This is a genomic window from Streptomyces aurantiacus (assembly GCF_027107535.1).
Taxonomy (GTDB): Bacteria; Actinomycetota; Actinomycetes; order Streptomycetales; family Streptomycetaceae; genus Streptomyces.
The window spans coordinates 6,360,539-6,377,872 of the sequence record NZ_CP114283.1 but is presented as its reverse complement, the minus strand read 5'-3'; the positions used below and the strand labels follow the sequence as shown (position 1 = coordinate 6,377,872).

Sequence of the window (17,334 nt, the reverse complement as noted above, 5' to 3'; positions counted from 1 at the left end):
GTGGGCCCGGGGGACCGGGACCCGGACGGGCCTCGGTCCGGCGAGTGTCACCGGGCCGTGCTCAGCGACAGCGCGAACCTCCCCTCGGTGTCCGTCCACCAGTGGGTGAGTTCGAGTCCGGTCGCGGCGAGTTCCGCGCGTACGCCCTCCTCACGGAACTTCGCCGACACCTCGGTCCGCATCTCCTCGCCCTCGGCGAACTCGACGGCGAGATCGAGCGCGGGGATCTTCACGGTCAGCGCCGAACGGGCGCGCAGCCGCATCTCGATCCACTCCTCCTCGGTGTTCCAGGCGGCGACATGGCTGAACTCGTCGGGATCGAAGTCCGCGCCGAGCTCGCGGTTGACGACGGTCAGCACGTTCTTGTTGAACGCTGCCGTCACCCCGGCCGCGTCGTCGTAGGCCGCGACGAGGACCGACTCGTCCTTCACGAGGTCCGTGCCGAGGAGCAGGGCGTCCCCCGGCGACAGCAGGGAACGTACGGACGCCAGGAACGAGGCGCGTTCGGCGGGCAGCAGATTGCCGATCGTGCCGCCCAGGAACGCGACGAGCCTCGGCCCGGGCGTACCGGGCAGCGCGAGACCGCCGGTGAAGTCGGCGATCAGCGCGTGCACGTCGAGAGAAGGCCGCTCGGCGACCAGCGCCTGTCCGGCCTGGGTGAGCGCGCTCTCGCTCACGTCCACCGGAACATAGGTGTGCAGCGCGGACAGCGCGTCGAGCAGGTGCCTGGTCTTGTCGGAGGAGCCGGAACCCAGCTCGACCAGGGTGCGGGCGCCGGTCGCCGCCGCGATCTCGGGGGCCCGGGCGACGAGGATCTCGCGCTCGGCACGCGTGGGGTAGTACTCGGGCAGCGCGGTGATCTTCTCGAAGAGCTCGCTGCCGTGCGCGTCGTAGAACCACTTGGGCGGGAGTGTCTTCGGCGTGCGGGTCAGACCGTGCAGGACGTCGGCGCGCAGGGCGGCCTCGGTGGCGTCCTCGGGCAGGGTGCGGGTGACCAGGAACGGACTCACGTACGGGGCTCCTTGCTTGATGCGGATGCCAGGTGTTCGTCGATGTCCTTCAGGGGGGTGAGCAGGACGTCCGTGCGGCTCGCGGCCAGCAGGGTGCGGTCCGGCACCTCCTGCCAGTGCGGATCGTCGTCGTACGGCTCGGACGCGACGACGGTGCGCCGGCCGGGTTCGGTCAGGTACCAGAGCGTGTCGCCCCAGGCGGTGGCGGCGATCACCTCGCCGTTGGTGAGCAGGAGGTTGAGGCGCGAGCCGGGGGCCGCCGCCGCGACGTCGAGGACCGTGTCGGCGAGGGCCTGGCCCTCCTCGTCCCCGCCGCGCAGCCGGTTGAGGACCAGTGCCCAGACGAGCGCCGAGTCGCAGCGCGCCTCCATCGACAGCAGGTCCGCGGCCGGCAGCGTCCGGGCGAGCGGGGCCAGGGAGAACGGCCAGCCGGCGATCGCGCCGTTGTGGCTGAACAGCCAGGTGTCCGCGGCGAACGGCGCCGCCGCGGCCTCACCGTCCGCACCCGCCAGGGTCGCGTCGCGCACCGCGGCGAGCAGCGCGCCCGAGCGCACCACCCGCGTCAGGTCGGCGAAGGACCGGTCGCCCCAGACCGGTCCGGTACGCCGGTACCGCCCGGGTACCGGGTCCCCCTCGGCGTACCAGCCCACTCCGAAACCATCGGCGTTGACGGTCCCGTACCGCTGGCGCCGGGGTGCCCACGACTGGCGGTACAGGCTGTGCGCCGGTTCCACGAGGAGCCGGCCGAGCGGCTCCGCGGGTCCCAGATACGCGAGATGACGGCACATCAGCCGGCCTCCGGGCCGACGTCCCGAGCGGTACGGAACCCGGAGAAGATCTGCCGCCGGACCGTATAGTCCCAGTTGCGGAACGTGCCCCGGCAGGCCACCGGGTCCACCGCGAACGAGCCGCCGCGCAGCACCTTGTGCTCCGACCCGAAGAACACCTCCGAGTACTCCCTGTAGGGGAAGGCCGAGAAGCCCGGGTAGGGGAGCAGGTCGCTGGACGTCCACTCCCAGACGTCACCGATCAACTGCCGTACGCCGAGGGGCGACTGGCCCTCCGGGTAGCTGCCGGCCGGTGCCGGACGCAAGTGACGCTGACCGAGGTTGGCGTGCTCGGGGGTGGGGTCGGCGTCGCCCCACGGGTAGCGGGTGGAGCGGCCGGTCTCCGGGTCGTGGCGGGCCGCCTTCTCCCACTCGGCCTCGGTGGGCAGCCGCCGCCCCGCCCAGCGCGCGTACGCGTCGGCCTCGTACCAACTGACGTGCAGTACCGGCTCGTTCGGCGGCACGAGCTCGGTGACGCCGAAGCGCCGCCGCAGCCAGTCGCCGCCCTCGCGGCGCCAGAACAGCGGTGCCTCGATGGAGTGCGCCCGGATGTGGGCCCAGCCGTCGGCCGTCCACCAGCGCGGGTCGCCGTAGCCGCCGTCCGCGATGAACGCCTGGTACGCCTCGTTCGTCACCGGGGTGGTGTCGATGAGGAACGGCGGCACCAGGCGCTGGTGCGCGGGCCGTTCGTTGTCCAGCGCCCACGGCTCGGTGGAGGTGCCCATCGTGAACAGGCCGCCGGGAACGAGTACTTCGGCCGGCCCCCAGTACGCCGGGGCGGGCATCGGGTCCGGAGCCGTCAGAGCTGTCGGGCCCCTGCGGAGCTGATGGGTGATCAGCATCGTCTCGTCGTGCTGCTGTTCGTGCTGGGCGATCATGCCGAAGGCGAAACCCGCCTCGGTCAGGCGGTCGCCCCGGCCCTGGAACGCGGCGCTCTCCAGGATGTCCAGCGCGCGTTCGCGTACCTCGGCGGCGTACGTGCGGGCCTCGGCGGGCGGCAGCAGCGGCAGTGACGGCCGCTCGGAGCGCGGGTGCTCGAACGCGTCGTACAGGCCGTCGATCTCGGGCCGCATCGCGTCACGGCCGGCGACGGTCCGCAGCAGCCACAGCTCCTCCTGGTTGCCGATGTGCGCGAGGTCCCACACCAGCGGGGACATCAACGGCGAGTGCTGTGCGGTCAGTTCCGGGTCCTCCACGCAGGAGGTCAGGAGCGCGGTACGGTCGCGGGCCGTGGTCAGCGCCGCCAGCGCACGCTTCCTGAGCATCTCCGGGTCGTCGAGCGGGGTGCCGGGGTCGGTCATGGGCGGATGTCCTTCCCGTGGAGCAGGTCTTCCGTGCCGTGGAGCGGACGGCCGGTGCCGGCGGCGCGGTCGATCAGGTCGTCGGCGGGGCAGCGGCCCCGGGCCACATAGCGGTCGGTGAACTCCGCGACGGCCTTCCGCACCCCGTCGCTCGCGCCGATCCGGGGCAGGGCGTCGGCGGCCGCCGCGAAACAGGTGACGGCCGCCTCCCGCAGCTCGGGGTCGGCCAGGCCCGAGCGGGCGGCGGCCGTCCACAGCGGGTTGCACGGGGCGGGCGCCGAGCCGGCCCGTTCGGCGAGCGGTTTCACCGTCCGGTAGGCGGTCTCGGCGGCCTCCGGGTCGTCGAACAGTGCCGCCGTCACGGCGAGAGGCACGATCCAGCCGTCGTCGCCCGACTGCGCGTCGATCATGCGCAGCTCCAGGTGGCCGCGCGGACGCACCGGCGGGAACAGGGTCGTCTGGTGGTAGTCGAGATCATCCCGGCCGGGTGGTGCTGCGGACCGGGTCCACGCGCGGAAGGTCAGCCCCTCCGGTACCTCCCAGGGCCCGCTGGGTGCCCGTACGCACATCACCGGCGCGTCCAGCACGTGCCGCGCCCAGGCCGTCCGCGGGTCACCGTCGAGGGACGGGGCGCTCGTACGGCCCGGGTCCATCGCGGCCCACAGGGACTGCCGGGTGGAACGCCAGCCCGTGAGCCGGCCCCCGGCCATCGGGGAATTGGCGAACGCGCCCACCAGGACCGCGCCCAGCCGGTGAGCCAGCAGCCAGCGCCGCCCGTGGCCGAGCGGGCCGGGCTCCTCGTACCCGGCGTCCAGGCAGACCTGGACGGAGGCCGAGGAGCACATCATGGCGCGGCCCTCGGGGCCCGTACGGTCGAGGCAGGTCTCCATGGCGTCGTAGCGCGGCTCATGGAGGAACCGGGTGGGTTCGTTCCAGGGTTCCTGGCCCAGTCCGCGGAGAGCGAGACCCCGGTCCCGCAGTACCGCGCGCACGCCATCGAGGTCCGCGGAGACGGACCCGATGCACTCCATCAGGGAGTCGGCGGGCGCGGAGCTGAGCTCCAGCTGGCCGCCCGGTTCGACGGTGAGCGCCGAACGCAGGGGCAGGGCCCGCAGTGCGGCGTAGGCCGCTTCGAGACGTTCCGGTGGTACGGGGAGCCGCGGGGACCGCGGCTCGTGGACAAGCCATTCGAGTTCCACACCGAGGCGGCGGGGCGGTCCGGTCTTGAAGCAGATACCGCGGACCAGCGCCTCCACTTCGGCCTCGGTGACGGCGGAGCGGCGCTCCGAACAGTCACTCACCGAATCTGACATGTCGGGATCCTCCTGAGACTCCATCCATGCCGTCGGCCCGGCATCGGTTGGGCCGGGCCGACAGTCGCTCGTCCCACCCAAGACCACTTACGCCGGTTCGCACAAGGGTGCGTATCGTCGCTTTTGGGGTCGGGAAATCCTGTTGCGGCGCAGTACCAGGATCGCTCACCATGCGTTCATGAGCACGACGGGGGACGCCACGGGGGCGTCGGGGGAGACCGCGAGGGACGCGGTCATGGCGCCTACAGGGGTGGCGCCATGAGCGCCCGCCTGCGGGGGATCGCGCGGCAGACGCAGGAGATCGTCGCGGCGGGTTCGTACCGAGCGTCCGACGGACGCGCGGTGTCGATCGCCGCGGCGGTGGCCGCCGCGCGGGAGGGCACGCGGATGTACGGGCCGGGGCCCGTGGAGACACCGCGTTCCGGCCCCGGCGGCGCGTCGCCGCCCACTCCCGCGGACGCGGCCCGGGTCGGCCCGGTGGACACGCTCTTCGAGGTCACGGGCGAGAGCAGCCTGGAGGCTGCGCATCGGCTGACCGGCCCGGTCGCGGTGCTGAACTTCGCCTCGGCACGCAATCCGGGCGGCGGCTATCTGAACGGTGCACAGGCCCAGGAAGAAGCCCTGTGCCGGGCCTCGGCGCTCTACACGTGCGTGGTGGAGGCCCGTGAGTTCTACGACCACCACCGGGCACACCGCGACCCCTTCTACACCGACCGGGTGATCCACTCCCCGGCCGTCCCGGTCTTCCGCGACGACCGGGGACGGCTCCTCGACGAGCCGTACACCGCCGGATTCCTGACCGCCGCCGCGCCCAACGCCGGAGTGGTCCTGCGCACCGCGCCCGAGCGGGCGCCCGAACTGCCGCGTGCCCTCGCGGCCCGCGCCGAGCGGGTCCTGGAGACGGCGGCCGCGCACGGCTACCGGCGGCTGGTGCTCGGCGCCTGGGGCTGCGGCGTCTTCCGGAACGACCCGGCGCAGGTGGCGGGTGCCTTCCGCGCCCTGCTCGGCGACGGCGGCCGGTTCGCCGGCTCCTTCGAGCACGTCGTGTTCGGCGTCCTCGACCGGACGAAGGGCGCGGTGGTCCGCAGTGCCTTCGAACGGACGTTCAGGACGCTTCAGCGCCAGCCGTAGCGCTCCCGCAGCCGGTGCACCACCGAGTTGAACCGCATCCGGTCCAGCGCGCACGCCTCCCGGCGCATCCCCTTCTCGTGCAGCCGCAGGACCCGGTCCACGTCCACCCACGAGTCGCGCCCCGACCGGTCCCACGGCCCAGTGCCGATCGGCACCCACTCCCGGTCATTGGCGTGCCGCTTGCTGGACAGCTGCACAGCGAGGAACGTACCGGCGTCCTCCCGGGCGACCACCAGCACCGGGCGGTCCTTGCCCCGCCCGTCGTTCTCCTCGTAGGGCACCCACGTCCAGACGATCTCGCCCGGATCCGGATCCCCGTCGTGCGCGGGGGAGTACTCGGTACGCACCTGGCCGACCCGGCGCGGATCCGCCTCGGTGGTGGCGGAGGGGCCGGAGCGGCCGGGGACGTCTTGCTCGGCGAAGGCAGTCACGGGCACACGGTAGCCCGCGCCTCTTCGACCGGAGTCCGCGCCCCTTCGGGTCGGGGGGCGCGGGCAACCGCCTCTTCACAGGGACGAACTGCCTCTTCACAGGGACAGGAAGAACCCGGCGACCGGCCGAACGCGATCCGCGGCCGACCGGTCACCTCACCGTCCTACGACTCCCCGTCCACCGGCACCTTCTGCGGAGCGGGCGGCGCCGCCGGAAACCCGTTCACCGGCGAAGTGTCCTTTCCGGCCTGGCCGTTGTGGTTCATCGACGCCAGCAACTGCCGGGCCAGCCCGAGTCCCGTGCCGCCCATGGTGAGCGCCTTGGCGAACATGTCGGACATCCCGTCGGCGCCGTTGAGCAGCACCATGTGCTCGACGTTCCCGAACGCGCTCGCGCCCGCCTTGACGATCTCCGGCCAGTTCTCCGCGAGTTGCTGCGCGACGACGGCCTCCTGGTTCTCGGCGAGCGCGGCGGCCCGCGCCTTGATCGTCTCCGCCTCCGCCAGTCCCTTCGCCCGGGTCGACTCCGCGATCGCGAGGCCCTTGGCCTGCTGGGCGGCGGCCTCCGCCTCACCCGTGGCCCTGGTCGCGGTCGCGGTGGCGGAGCCGCGCGCCCTCGTCGCCTCGGCCTCGGCGCCCGCGGCCGTCGTGACCCGCGTCGCCTCGGCCGCCGCCGCGAGCTCCGTCTCCTTCGCCTTGGCCTGCGCGGCGGAGATCCGGACGTCGCGCTCCGCCTCGGCCAGCGTGCGCTTCTCGTACGCCTTCGCGTCCGCGGGCTTGCGGACGTCCGCCTGGAGCTGCTGCTCGCGCCGGTGCGCCTCGAGTTCGGCGACGCGTGTCTCCTGGACCACGACCTCCTGCCGCGCGCCCGCGTCGGCGAGCGGTCCTGCCTGGCGGGCCTTGGCGGAGGCGTTGTCGCGCTCCGCCTGGTATCCGGCCTGCAGGATCTCGCTGTCCCGGGTCGCCTCCGACATCCGGGCGGCAGCCTGCTGTTCGGCCTCGGTGGCCAGCCGGTTGGCCTCGGCCTGCGCGATCCGGGCGTCCCGCTGCACGGCCGCCGCGTGCGGCATGGCCAGGTTCTTGATGTAGCCCGTCGGATCCTCGATCTCGTGGATCTGCAGCGAGTCGACGATCAGGCCGAGCTTCTCCATCTCCGTACCGCACGCGGCACGGGTCTGGCCGGTGAGCTTGTCGCGGTCGCGGATCATGTCCTCGACGGTCAACCCGCCGACGATGGACCGCAGATGACCGGCGAACACGTTGTGCACCCGCTCCGACATCAGCTTCTGCTGGTCGAGGAAGCGTCGGCCCGCGTTGGCGATCGACACGAAGTCGTCGCCCACCTTGAAGATGACGACGCCCCGCACCTTGAGCGGAATGCCCTGGTGGGTCACGCAGTCCACGGACAGCTCGGTCTCGTTGAGGTCGAGCGAGAGTTTGCGCACCGCCTGGACACCCGGCATCACGAGCGTCCCGCGCCCGGTGACGATGCGGAAGCCCATGCCTTCCTCGAGGCCTTCGGTACGGTGCTTCGAACCGGAGATGATCAGTGCTTCGTTGGGCTCCGCGACCCGCCACATGAGCTTGAAGACCACAACGACGAAGATGAGCGCGAGGACCGCTGCCCCCGCGACGACGCCGACAACCATCGGCATGCGCCCCCTGTTGGATGGTGCCCTGTCGGCACCGAACGAAGGGAGTGTGCGCCCGCGCGGACCCGTGGGTACAGACGTGGCCGGGTCCTTGGTACAGCCTTGACACACACGACACGCTCACATGACGCAGAGGCCCCTGACGGCTTCAACTGCCGTACGCGGGCGACACGTACACCGTCCGCGGCGGCAGGTACTCCACCACCATCACCACCGTGCCCGTCTCGATGCGGTCCTTCGCGGCGGCGGGGTACGCGAGGAAGTGCTCGGCGCCGCCACGGACCCGGACGATCACCTCGCCGACGAGCCCGGGCCCCACCGTGCCGGTGACCCGCCCCATCAGCCCCACCATCGACGCGTCGTCCATGGTGCCAAGACTACGGGCCCGCGGGGACTACGGGCCCGCGGGCGGACCGAACTCCGTTACGGAGCCGTCCGGTTCACCGTCCGGCCACCGCTCGTACCACCGCTGGTCCGCCTCCACCTGCGCGGCGAGCGAGACGAGCAGCGGCTCACTGTTCGCCGGGCCGAGCAGCTGCGCGCCCACGGGCAGCGAGCCGTCGACGAAGCCCGCGGGGATGTTCACCCCGGGCCAGCCCAGCACGTTCCACGGCCAGGCGTACGGGCACGCGGCGATCATGGCCCGGTCGGTGCCGAAGCCGCTCAGGCTGTGCAGGGCGCCGATCCGCGGCGGGGGAGCGGCCGTCGTCGGCGCCAGGATCACGTCGTACCTCTCGAAGAGCGCGCCGATCCGCCGGTGCAGGCGTGCCTCGGCGCGCCGGGCGGCCCGCAGCGGGGCGCCCCCGAGCAGCCGCCCCAGGCGGGCCGCCTCGCGGGTGCGCCGGTCCAGGAGAGCCGGGTCGGGCACCTCCCGTACCCGCTCGGCGATGCCCGCGGTGGCGCGCGGCACGAAGGCCAGCCCGATCTGCCCGTACCGCGGGTCGGCCTCCTCGACCTCGTGCCCGAGCGCGGCCAGCCGCTCCGCGAGGGCGACGACCCGCGCCCGTACATCGGGGCGCAACCGCGCGGGCAGCGCCGTGAACGGAGGTTTCAGGGAGAGCGCGATCCGCAGCCGCCCCGGATCCCGGCCGACCGCGTCCGTCGCGCGCAGCGCGGGCGGGCGGTGCAGATCGCGTGCGTGGCTGCCGCTCGCCGCGTCCAGGAGCAGCGCGGCGTCCTCGACCGTACGGGCCAGCGTGCCGTTGACCGTGATGCCGTGGAAGGACTCCGGGCGCGGCCAGGTCGAGATGCGACCGCGCTGCGGCTTGATGCCGATCAGGTGGGTCCAGGAGGCGGGGATGCGCACCGAGCCCGCCCCGTCCGAGCCCAGCGCGGCGGGGACCAGGCCCGCCGCGACGGCGGCGGCCGAACCGCCGGAAGAGCCACCCGGTGTGTGCGCGGTGTTCCACGGATTGCGGGTCTCGCCGAAGGCCGGCCCCTCGGTGAAGGGCCACTGCCCCAGCTCGCAGGTGTTGGTCTTGCCGACGACCACGGCTCCGGCCGCCCGCAGCCGGCGTACCGCCTCGCCGTCCTCGGCCGACGGCGGGAACTCCCCGCAGCAGCCGAAGGCCGTCGGCTCACCCGCCACGTCCATGTCGTCCTTGACCGCCACAGGCACCCCGAGCAGCGGCCGGTGTCCGCCCGCCGCCAGCTCCTTGTCGGCGGCGTCGGCCTCGGCGAGCGCCGCCTCGGCGCGCACCAGCCGGAAGGCGTTCAGCGTGCCCTGCGTGGCCTCGATCCGGGCGAGGGCCTCCTCCACCAGCGTCCGCGAGGACACCGAGCCCTCGGCCAGGGCGCGGGCGCGCTCCGCGAGACCCGCGGCACGGTCGGGAGTCATACGGCCACCTCCGGAAGCACGATGTCTACCGAACGGTAACGTCCGGCGGGCGCCCGCGGTACGGGAAGGGCAACTTCCTTCGCGCGGGCGGCGAACGCCCTGCATTCGCACCGGCCCCGCCCGTGCGGCCCCGCCCGTCCAGCCGGGGCCGAACCGCCGGGACTGCGGCCGCCGGACTACGCGGGACGGCGGCGGGTCCGTGCGGCGACGAACTGCTCCAGCACCCGGGCCACACCGTCCTCGTCGTTCGAGGTGGTGTGGAACCGCGCGGCCCGTTTGACCTCGGGGTCGGCGTTCGCCATGGCGTACGGGCGGCCCACCACCCCGAGCATGGGCAGGTCGTTGGGCATGTCCCCGAACGCGGCGATGTCGTCCGGGCGCAGGCCGAGTTCGGCACTCCACGCCATCAGCGCGCTGGCCTTGGTGACGCCCGGGGCGCTGAACTCGACCAGCGCCAGCCCCGTGGAGTGCGTGGTCTCGGCGTCGGCGCCCGCCGCGAGCCGTGCCCGCACGTGGAAGTCGCGCAGTGACAGCGCCGGATGGCGGGCGAGGATCTTGAAGACGGGACGACCGGCGGAGCGCGCGAGCAACTCCTCGGCGGTACCGATCAGTTCGACCGCCGACTCCCCGTACGACCAGGCCGGGTAGTCCGGTTCGTGGCTGAAGTCCCGCTCGTACTCGAAGGCGAAGGACACGCCGGGGACCGCCGCGCGCACGCGTGCCACGAGTGCGGCGAGCGGGGCCGCGGGGAACGGCGACAACCGAACGGCCGTGCCGTCGGGGGCGTAAACGGCAGCGCCGTTGGCGGTGATCGCGAAGTGGCGTCCGATGTCCTCGTGCAGCACCGGAAGGCTGCGCGGGGGACGGCCGGTCACGAGCGCGAGACGGATGCCGGCCGCTTCGGCCGCCACGAGCGCGGCCGCCGTCCGCTCGGACACCGTCCCGTCGCTGCGCAGCAGCGTCCCGTCCAGGTCGGTGGCCACGAGCTTCGGCGGCGCGGTGTGGGCGGGGGCGGACGTGGACATGGGGAACCGGCACCTTCGGGAGGAACCGGTGGTGGTGGAGGTGCGCACCGGTCGGGGCGGGGCTGCCGGAGGGGGCCGGAGCTCTCGGCTCCGGCCCCCTCCGGCAGATGCGACGCGTGGCCGCGGAACGTGTCGTGATCAGGCGGTGACGGGCTCGGTCGTCAGGCCGCGGATCTGCCCGATGACCTCGGTCAGCTGGGCGGCGACCTCGGTGTCGTCGACGGGGTGCGTCTCGGCGAAGCGGACGACCGAGCCGGGGATGGAGAGCTTGATGTCCTCGAGAACCTTGGCGCCGGCGATACCGGCGGCCTTGCGGGCCTCGTCCTGCGCCCAGACTCCGCCGAACTGGCCGTAGGCGGTGCCGACCACGGCGAGCGGCTTGTCGTTCAGGGCGCTCGCACCGAACGGGCGGGACAGCCAGTCGATGGCGTTCTTCAGGACGGCGGGGATGGTGCCGTTGTACTCGGGCGAGAAGAGCAGCAGTGCGTCGGCGCCGGCCGCGACCTCACGCAGACGGGCCGCGGAGGCGGGGACGCTGCCCTCGACGTCGATGTCCTCGTTGTAGAAGGGGATCTCGGCCAGGCCCTCGAACAGCTCGACCTCCGCGCCCTGCGGCGCGAGCTTGACAGCGGCCTCGGCGAGCTGGCGGTTGTGGGAGCCGGCGCGGAGGCTGCCGACGAGCGCGAGGATGCGAACAGACATGGGAACTCCAATGGGCTGAAACGGTGCCGTTACGATCCGGACCGGGGTCCGTTTAAAGTTGTAGCACCTAAACGGACCGCGGTCCATTTTTCTTCCCTGGCGTTACGCTGTCTTCATGTCCGCCTCCCTGCCGCCCCTTCCCGTGTCCCAGGAGCCGACCGACGGGCCGGTCCTGCTGGAGCTCACCTCCGGGGCCGACGAGCCCTGCCTGCGTGCCGACGCGGCGCGCAACCGTGCCCGGCTGCTGGAAGCGGCCACGCGCCTGGTCGCGGAGCACGGCGCGGCGGGCGTGACGATGGAGGCGGTGGCCGCCGCGGCCTCGGTCGGCAAGGGAACCGTCTTCCGGCGCTTCGGAGACCGGACCGGCCTGCTCATGGCACTGCTGGACCACTCCGCCAAACAGCTCCAGGCCGCCTTCCTCAGCGGGCCGCCGCCGCTGGGGCCAGGGGCGCCGCCGGTCGACAGGCTCCGTGCGTTCGGTCTGGCCGTGCTGCGCCAGACCGCCGATCATCTGGAACTCCAGATGGCGGCGCAGCCGGAGGGAGCCCGACGCTTCTCCAACCCGCCCCACCGTTTACTGTCCGGTCACGTCACCCTGCTGCTGCGCCAGGCGGTGCCCGGCGCCGACAGCGTCCTCCTCGCCCAGACCCTGATGAGCTGTCTCGACCCGGCCCTGATCCACCACCTGACCAAGGAGCGCGAGATGCCGCCGGAGCGCCTGGAGGCGGGATGGATCGACCTGGTCGCACGCGTGACGTGTACGGAACTTCCCCAGTAGGCAAGCGACTTGGGCCGCGCCGGGCACGGCGCGGCCTCGCCGCGTGTCCGGCGTTCACGACGCCCCCGGCCCCGAGCGGGCTCCCGGCTTCTGCGAAGATGCCGTACGTCATGGTGCAGATACCGAAAACATCCGCCCCTGCGTCGCCCGCGCCGCGCTCAGTGCCGACGAGCGCCGATGTGGCCCGCCTGGCGGGTGTCTCGCGCGCGACCGTCTCCTACGTCCTCAACAACACCAGCGCCGTACGGATCAGCGAGCCCACCCGCCGCCGCGTCCACGAGGCGGCCGAGGAACTCGGGTACGTGCCGCACGCCGCGGCCCGCAGCCTGCGCGCCGGGCACAGCCGCATGGTCCTGATGCCCGCCCCGGACGTGCCCGTGGGCCCGCTCTACAGCCAGTTCTTCAACGAACTCCAGTGGGCGCTCAGCCGCCTCGAATACACCGTCGTGCAGTACGGCGGCCTCGGCCTCCAGGGCGACGAGGCGGCCCGCGCCTGGGCCGAGCTGCGACCGGTCGCCGTACTGGCGCCCGGCGGCGGACTCGGTCCCCGGGGGGTGTCCGTCCTCAAGCGCTCCGGCGCCCGGGCCGTCGTCACCCTCGGCCCCGAATCCGTCGAGGGCGCACACGCGCTGATCATGGACCACCACGGGGTCGGCCGGAGCGCCGGCACACACCTGCTCGCCCGGGGCTACCGCCGCGTCGGGGTCCTGGTACCGGAGGACCCCGGCCTGGAGATCTTCTCCAGGCCCCGGTTCGACGGCGTACGGCAGGCCCTGGCCGGCACGGACGCGACGGTGACCGAGGTGCCGCTCGCCTACGACGAGAAGGCCGCGGCCGACCTGGCCACGCGCTGGCGGTCCCTCGGCCTGGACGCCGTCTTCGCGTACAACGACGAGTTCGCGATGCTGCTGATGCGCGCGCTGCAGGACGAGGGCATCGGCATACCGGACGAGACGGCCGTCATCGGCGCCGACGACCTGATGCTCGGCCGGCTGCTGCGTCCGCGGCTGAGCACGGTCCACATCGAGCTCCCCTCCGGACGCGAACTCGCCGAGATGGTCGACCGGGCGGTGCGCGAGCCCGTCGCGGTGCCCGGGACGCATGAGGTACTGGGAGCGAAGGTCGTGCACCGCGAATCGAGCTGAATGCCTGGGAGGCGCGTCATGCGGACGACGGTCGGCATCATCGGCGGGGGCCCGGCCGGGCTCCTGCTGGCCCGCTTGCTCCACCGGACGGGGATCGACTGCGTGGTCCTGGAGAGCAGGACCCGCGCGTACGTCGAGCAGCGACAGCGCGCCGGAATGCTGGAGCAGGGCACGGTGGACGCCCTGCGCGAGTGCGGCGCCGCCGACCGGCTGGAGACCGAGGGGCTGGTCCACCACGGCATCGAACTGCGCTTCGACCGCGAGCGGCACCGCATCGACTTCCCCGTGCTCACCGGCGGCCGCACGGTCACGATCTACGCCCAGACGGAGATCGTGAAGGACCTCGTCGCGCTCCAGCTCACCGACGGGCCGCCCCTGTTGTTCGAGGCCGAGGCCCTCGCCGTCGAGAACGCGGACGAGGACCGGCAGAGCGGTCCGCCCGCCGTGCGCTTCGTCCACGAGGGCCGCGAACAGGTGCTCACCTGTGACTACGTGGTCGGCTGCGACGGCTTCCACGGCATCGCCCGCGACGCCTTCCCGGCCGCCGTCAGCCGCACGTACACGCACGACTACCCCTACTCCTGGCTCGGGATCCTGGCGGATGTGCCGCCCTCCTGCGAGGAGTTGATCTATGCGCGCGGTCCGGGAGGCTTCGCGCTGCACAGCATGCGCTCGACGTCCGTGTCGAGGCTGTACCTTCAGGTCCCGAACGGCACGGACACCGACGACTGGCCCGACGACCGCATCTGGGACGAGCTCGACGCCCGCTTCGCGATCGACGGCGACTGGCGGCTGGAGCGCGGCCCGATCACCGCCAAGTCCGTCACCCCGATGCGCAGTCACGTCCACGAGCCGATGCGCCACGGCCGGCTGTTCCTCGCCGGGGACGCCGCGCACATCGTGCCGCCGACCGGCGCCAAGGGGCTGAACCTCGCCGTGTCCGACGTCCGCGTACTGGCCCGCGGCTTCGCCGAGCTGCACCTGACCGGCTCGACCCGGCTCCTGGACGCGTACTCGCGGCTGTGTCTCGACCGGGTGTGGCAGGCGACGCGCTTCTCCTACGACATGACCACGATGCTCCACGAACGACCGGACGGGGACACCTTCGAGGACCGGCTGCAGCTCACGCGTCTGCGCCGGATCACCGCATCCCGTCCCGCGGCCGCCGAACTGGCCGCGAACTACACGGGACTTCCGCTGGCGGCCGCCGTCCACGCCCCGAGCCGGACCGGAGCCACCGACCGGCCCAGTCGGTGATCACCACCGGGCCTGGGCGTCACCGACGGGTCCGGGACTACTTGGCCTGCTCCTGCTGCTCGGCGACGGACTTGCGGACCTCGTCCATGTCCAGCTGCCGGGCCTGACCGATGACGTCCTCCAGCGCGGCCTCGGGCAGCGCCCCGGGCTGGGCGAAGACCGCCACCTGGTCGCGGACGATCATCAGCGTCGGAATCGACTGGATGTTGAAGGCCGCGGCCAGTTCCGGCTGCGCCTCCGTGTCCACCTTGGCGAAGACCAGGTCGGGATTGGCCTGCGCCGCCTTCTCGTAGACCGGGGCGAACTGCCGGCACGGACCGCACCAGGAGGCCCAGAAGTCGATCAGGACGAATCCGTTGTCCGTGACCGTCTGGTCGAAGTTCTCCTTGGTGAGCTCCACGGTGCTGCTCATGGCGTTGATTCCCTCTTCCTTGGGGTCGGGGCGGGGCCGCTGTGCACAACGGCGACGGCCGACGGCCTATTCCGCGCACGTACCCGTGTGGCCACGGCCCACACCAACGACCAGACTGACCCCATGACGGAAACGGAAACCATCGCGTACGACGTCGTGGTGCTCGGGGCCGGGCCCGTGGGGGAGAACGTCGCCGACCGCGCCCGCGCGGCAGGCCTCTCCACCGCGGTCGTGGAGAGCGAGCTGGTCGGCGGCGAGTGCTCGTACTGGGCCTGCATGCCCAGCAAGGCCCTGCTGCGCCCGGTCATCGCCCGCGCGGACGCACGTCGCGTACCCGGCCTGCGCCAGGCCGTGCAAGGCCCCCTCGACGCCGCCGCGGTCCTCGCCCACCGCGACTACTACACCTCGAACTGGAAGGACGACGGCCAGGTCCAGTGGCTCGAGAGTGTCGGAGTCGACCTCTACCGAGGACACGGCCGGCTCGACGGGCCGCGCCGGGTCACGGTCGAGGGCTCCGACGGCGAGCGGCGCGTGCTGACGGCCCGGCACGCCGTGGCCGTGAGCACCGGCACCCGCGCCGTGCTGCCCGACCTGCCGGGACTCGACGAGGTCAAACCCTGGACCAGCCGTGAGGCCACCAGTGCGCAGGCCGTTCCCGGCCGCCTCGTGGTCGTCGGCGGCGGTGTCGTCGCTGTGGAGATGGCCACCGCCTGGCAGGCCCTCGGCTCCCGCGTGACCGTCCTCGTCCGCGGCAAGGGTCTGCTGCCCCGCATGGAGCCCTTCGCCGGGGAACTGGTCGCGGAGGCGCTCACGGAGGCGGGCGCGGACGTACGCACGGGCACCTCGGTCGAGTCGGTGACGCGGGAGGGTGCGACCGTCGTGGTTACCACGGACGCCGGCGACCGCACCGAGGCCGACGAGATCCTCTTCGCCACCGGACGGGCCCCGCGCACCGACGACCTCGGACTCGAGACGGTCGGCATCGACCCCGGTTCCTGGCTGCCGGTCGACGACAGCTGCCGGGTCACGGGCAGCGAGTGGCTCTACGCGGTCGGCGACGTCAACCACCGCGCCCTGCTCACCCACCAGGGCAAGTACCAGGCCCGTATCGCGGGCGCCGCCATCGCCGCCCGCGCGGCCGGCGTCCCGCTCCTGGAGACCGACCCCTGGGGCGCCCACGCGGCGACCGCCGACCACGCCGCCGTCCCCCAGGTGGTCTTCACCGACCCGGAGGCCGCCTCGGTGGGCCTCTCCCTCGCCGAGGCCGAGCAGGCGGGCCACCGGGTGAGGGCGGTCGACGTGGACCTCTCCTCGGTCTCCGGCGCCGGCCTCTACGCCGACGGCTACCGCGGCCGCGCCCGGATGATCGTCGACCTGGACACCGAGACGCTGCGCGGTGTCACGTTCGTCGGCCCCGGAGTCGGTGAGCTGATCCACTCCGCCACGATCGCGGTAGCCGGCGAGGTCCCGGTGAACCGGCTCTGGCACGCGGTGCCGTCGTACCCGACGGTCAGTGAGGTGTGGCTGAGGCTGCTGGAGGCGTACCGCGACGGGAAGTGACGGCCCGCACGCACCCTGGTCCCGGAGCTGCGTGCAGCCCCCGCCGGACGGGGCGGGGGCGGGGTGCGGGCGTCCGGGGCCGCCCCGCCGGGCGCCGGCCCGGCGCCCACGGCGGATCCGGCCGCGGGTCCGTCCGGAGCGGAGTCAGAGAGGGAAGCCCAGGGCCCTCGCCGCCTGCGCCGGGGTCGGCTGTGCCCACCGGGCCGCCATCGCCTCGTTGGAGGACAACGACCGCAGTTCCGCCCGGTCGAGGTAGAGCGTGCCGTCCAGGTGGTCCGTCTCGTGCTGGACGATGCGCGCGGGCCACCCCGTGAACACCTCGTCCACCCGGTTCCCGTGCTCGTCCTGGGCCGACAGTCGCACCTCGGCCGGCCGGGCCACCACCGCCTGCCAGCCCGGCACGCTCAGGCACCCCTCGAAGAACGCGGCACGAGCCGGGCCCACGGGCTCGTACAACGGATTGACCAGGACGCGGAACGGCAGTGGCACCCGGCCGCGCACCTCGCGGATCTCGTCCGGGACCGGCGCCGGGTCCTCGATCACCGCGAGGCGCAGGGGGACGCCCACCTGGGGTGCGGCCAGGCCGACCCCCGGCGCCGCGCGCATCGTCTCGCGCAGGGCCACGACGAAGCGGGCCAGGAGCGCCGGGTCCAGCTGGCCGTCGAAGGGCTCGGCTGCGTGCCGCAGCACGGGATCACCGGCGGCGACGATCGGCAACGGCCCCGTACGGGAGAGGAGTTCCTCCACTCGGTCGCTGAAGGGCGTGGGTTCACTGGAGGATGCCATCGCGCCAGCATGCCAAGTCGGCACCGGGCGTTGCGAGGCGGCTCTCTGACGGATCGCGCGGCGGCTCCCCGGCGCGGCACCGGCCCCATGACGCCGGGCGCCGCCCTTCCGTACCCGTCCCGCCCCGTCCGGCAGTCGCGGGGGACCGGTCTGCTCGTCTGCCGTGC

The 17,334-nt window shown here is 73.1% G+C and carries 17 protein-coding genes; 5 read left to right on the top strand and 12 right to left on the bottom strand.

Annotation, left to right across the window (positions count from 1 at the left end):
- Positions 1 to 47: 47 nt before the first annotated feature.
- The 4 genes from egtD to egtA are packed head-to-tail and all read right to left on the bottom strand — an operon-like array spanning position 48 to position 4,451.
- Complete coding sequence (gene egtD / locus O1Q96_RS30580) at positions 48 to 1,010, bottom strand: L-histidine N(alpha)-methyltransferase (RefSeq protein ID WP_269251237.1); 963 nt, start codon at positions 1,008 to 1,010, stop codon at positions 48 to 50.
- A complete protein-coding gene (gene egtC, locus O1Q96_RS30575; RefSeq protein WP_269251236.1) occupies positions 1,007 to 1,798 on the bottom strand; it encodes an ergothioneine biosynthesis protein EgtC in 792 nt (263 codons plus the stop codon). Before egtC ends, egtD begins: the two co-directional genes overlap by 4 nt.
- Complete coding sequence (egtB, locus tag O1Q96_RS30570; protein WP_269251235.1) at positions 1,798 to 3,138, bottom strand: ergothioneine biosynthesis protein EgtB; 1,341 nt, start codon at positions 3,136 to 3,138, stop codon at positions 1,798 to 1,800. The genes egtC and egtB overlap by 1 nt, the downstream gene beginning before the upstream one ends.
- Entirely contained in the window at positions 3,135 to 4,451 is a 1,317-nt protein-coding gene (gene egtA / locus O1Q96_RS30565; protein WP_269251234.1) for an ergothioneine biosynthesis glutamate--cysteine ligase EgtA, read from the bottom strand. Before egtA ends, egtB begins: the two co-directional genes overlap by 4 nt.
- Positions 4,452 to 4,709: 258 nt before the next feature.
- On the opposite strand from egtA, the gene O1Q96_RS30560 reads away from it, so the two are divergent.
- Positions 4,710 to 5,582: a TIGR02452 family protein gene (locus tag O1Q96_RS30560; protein ID WP_269251233.1), complete on the top strand. Its 873-nt coding sequence runs from the start codon at positions 4,710 to 4,712 to the stop codon at positions 5,580 to 5,582.
- On the opposite strand, the gene O1Q96_RS30555 is transcribed toward O1Q96_RS30560, so the two are convergent.
- From O1Q96_RS30555 to O1Q96_RS30530, 6 genes are all read right to left on the bottom strand, one after another.
- Entirely contained in the window at positions 5,567 to 6,013 is a 447-nt protein-coding gene (locus O1Q96_RS30555) for a type II toxin-antitoxin system PemK/MazF family toxin (RefSeq protein WP_269251232.1), read from the bottom strand. The two genes, O1Q96_RS30560 and O1Q96_RS30555, sit on opposite strands and share 16 nt — an antisense overlap.
- Before the next feature lie 164 nt (positions 6,014 to 6,177).
- Complete coding sequence (locus tag O1Q96_RS30550; protein WP_269251231.1) at positions 6,178 to 7,668, bottom strand: flotillin family protein; 1,491 nt, start codon at positions 7,666 to 7,668, stop codon at positions 6,178 to 6,180.
- A gap of 145 nt (positions 7,669 to 7,813) precedes the next feature.
- Positions 7,814 to 8,032: a hypothetical protein gene (locus tag O1Q96_RS30545; protein ID WP_269251230.1), complete on the bottom strand. Its 219-nt coding sequence runs from the start codon at positions 8,030 to 8,032 to the stop codon at positions 7,814 to 7,816.
- Between the two features lie 27 nt (positions 8,033 to 8,059).
- Positions 8,060 to 9,502: an amidase gene (locus tag O1Q96_RS30540; protein WP_269251229.1), complete on the bottom strand. Its 1,443-nt coding sequence runs from the start codon at positions 9,500 to 9,502 to the stop codon at positions 8,060 to 8,062.
- Positions 9,503 to 9,678: 176 nt separating this feature from the next.
- Positions 9,679 to 10,527, bottom strand: a complete 849-nt coding sequence (locus tag O1Q96_RS30535; RefSeq protein WP_269251228.1) for an HAD family hydrolase — start codon at positions 10,525 to 10,527, stop codon at positions 9,679 to 9,681.
- A gap of 138 nt (positions 10,528 to 10,665) precedes the next feature.
- Positions 10,666 to 11,229, bottom strand: coding sequence for an NADPH-dependent FMN reductase (locus tag O1Q96_RS30530; protein WP_269251227.1), 564 nt, complete (start codon positions 11,227 to 11,229; stop codon positions 10,666 to 10,668).
- Between the two features lie 115 nt (positions 11,230 to 11,344).
- On the opposite strand from O1Q96_RS30530, the gene O1Q96_RS30525 reads away from it, so the two are divergent.
- The 3 genes from O1Q96_RS30525 (at position 11,345) to O1Q96_RS30515 (ending at position 14,409) form a co-directional block, all read left to right on the top strand.
- Complete coding sequence (locus O1Q96_RS30525; protein ID WP_269251226.1) at positions 11,345 to 12,007, top strand: TetR/AcrR family transcriptional regulator; 663 nt, start codon at positions 11,345 to 11,347, stop codon at positions 12,005 to 12,007.
- Positions 12,008 to 12,117: 110 nt separating this feature from the next.
- Entirely contained in the window at positions 12,118 to 13,152 is a 1,035-nt protein-coding gene (locus tag O1Q96_RS30520) for a LacI family DNA-binding transcriptional regulator (protein ID WP_419586974.1), read from the top strand.
- An 18-nt stretch (positions 13,153 to 13,170) separates the two neighbouring features.
- Positions 13,171 to 14,409, top strand: coding sequence for a 4-hydroxybenzoate 3-monooxygenase (locus O1Q96_RS30515; protein WP_269251224.1), 1,239 nt, complete (start codon positions 13,171 to 13,173; stop codon positions 14,407 to 14,409).
- Between the two features lie 37 nt (positions 14,410 to 14,446).
- Here O1Q96_RS30515 and trxA read toward each other — a convergent pair whose 3' ends face one another.
- Positions 14,447 to 14,821, bottom strand: a complete 375-nt coding sequence (gene trxA / locus O1Q96_RS30510) for a thioredoxin (RefSeq protein WP_217453299.1) — start codon at positions 14,819 to 14,821, stop codon at positions 14,447 to 14,449.
- A gap of 123 nt (positions 14,822 to 14,944) precedes the next feature.
- Here trxA and O1Q96_RS30505 point away from each other — a divergent pair, with 123 nt between their 5' ends.
- Positions 14,945 to 16,381, top strand: a complete 1,437-nt coding sequence (locus tag O1Q96_RS30505; protein ID WP_269251223.1) for a dihydrolipoyl dehydrogenase family protein — start codon at positions 14,945 to 14,947, stop codon at positions 16,379 to 16,381.
- 144 nt (positions 16,382 to 16,525) lie between these two features.
- Here the strand turns inward: O1Q96_RS30505 and O1Q96_RS30500 are convergent, their stop codons facing one another.
- Positions 16,526 to 17,167 (bottom strand): peptide deformylase, encoded by a 642-nt coding sequence (locus O1Q96_RS30500; RefSeq protein WP_269251222.1) that lies wholly within the window; start codon positions 17,165 to 17,167, stop codon positions 16,526 to 16,528.
- Between the last annotated feature and the right edge of the window lie 167 nt (positions 17,168 to 17,334).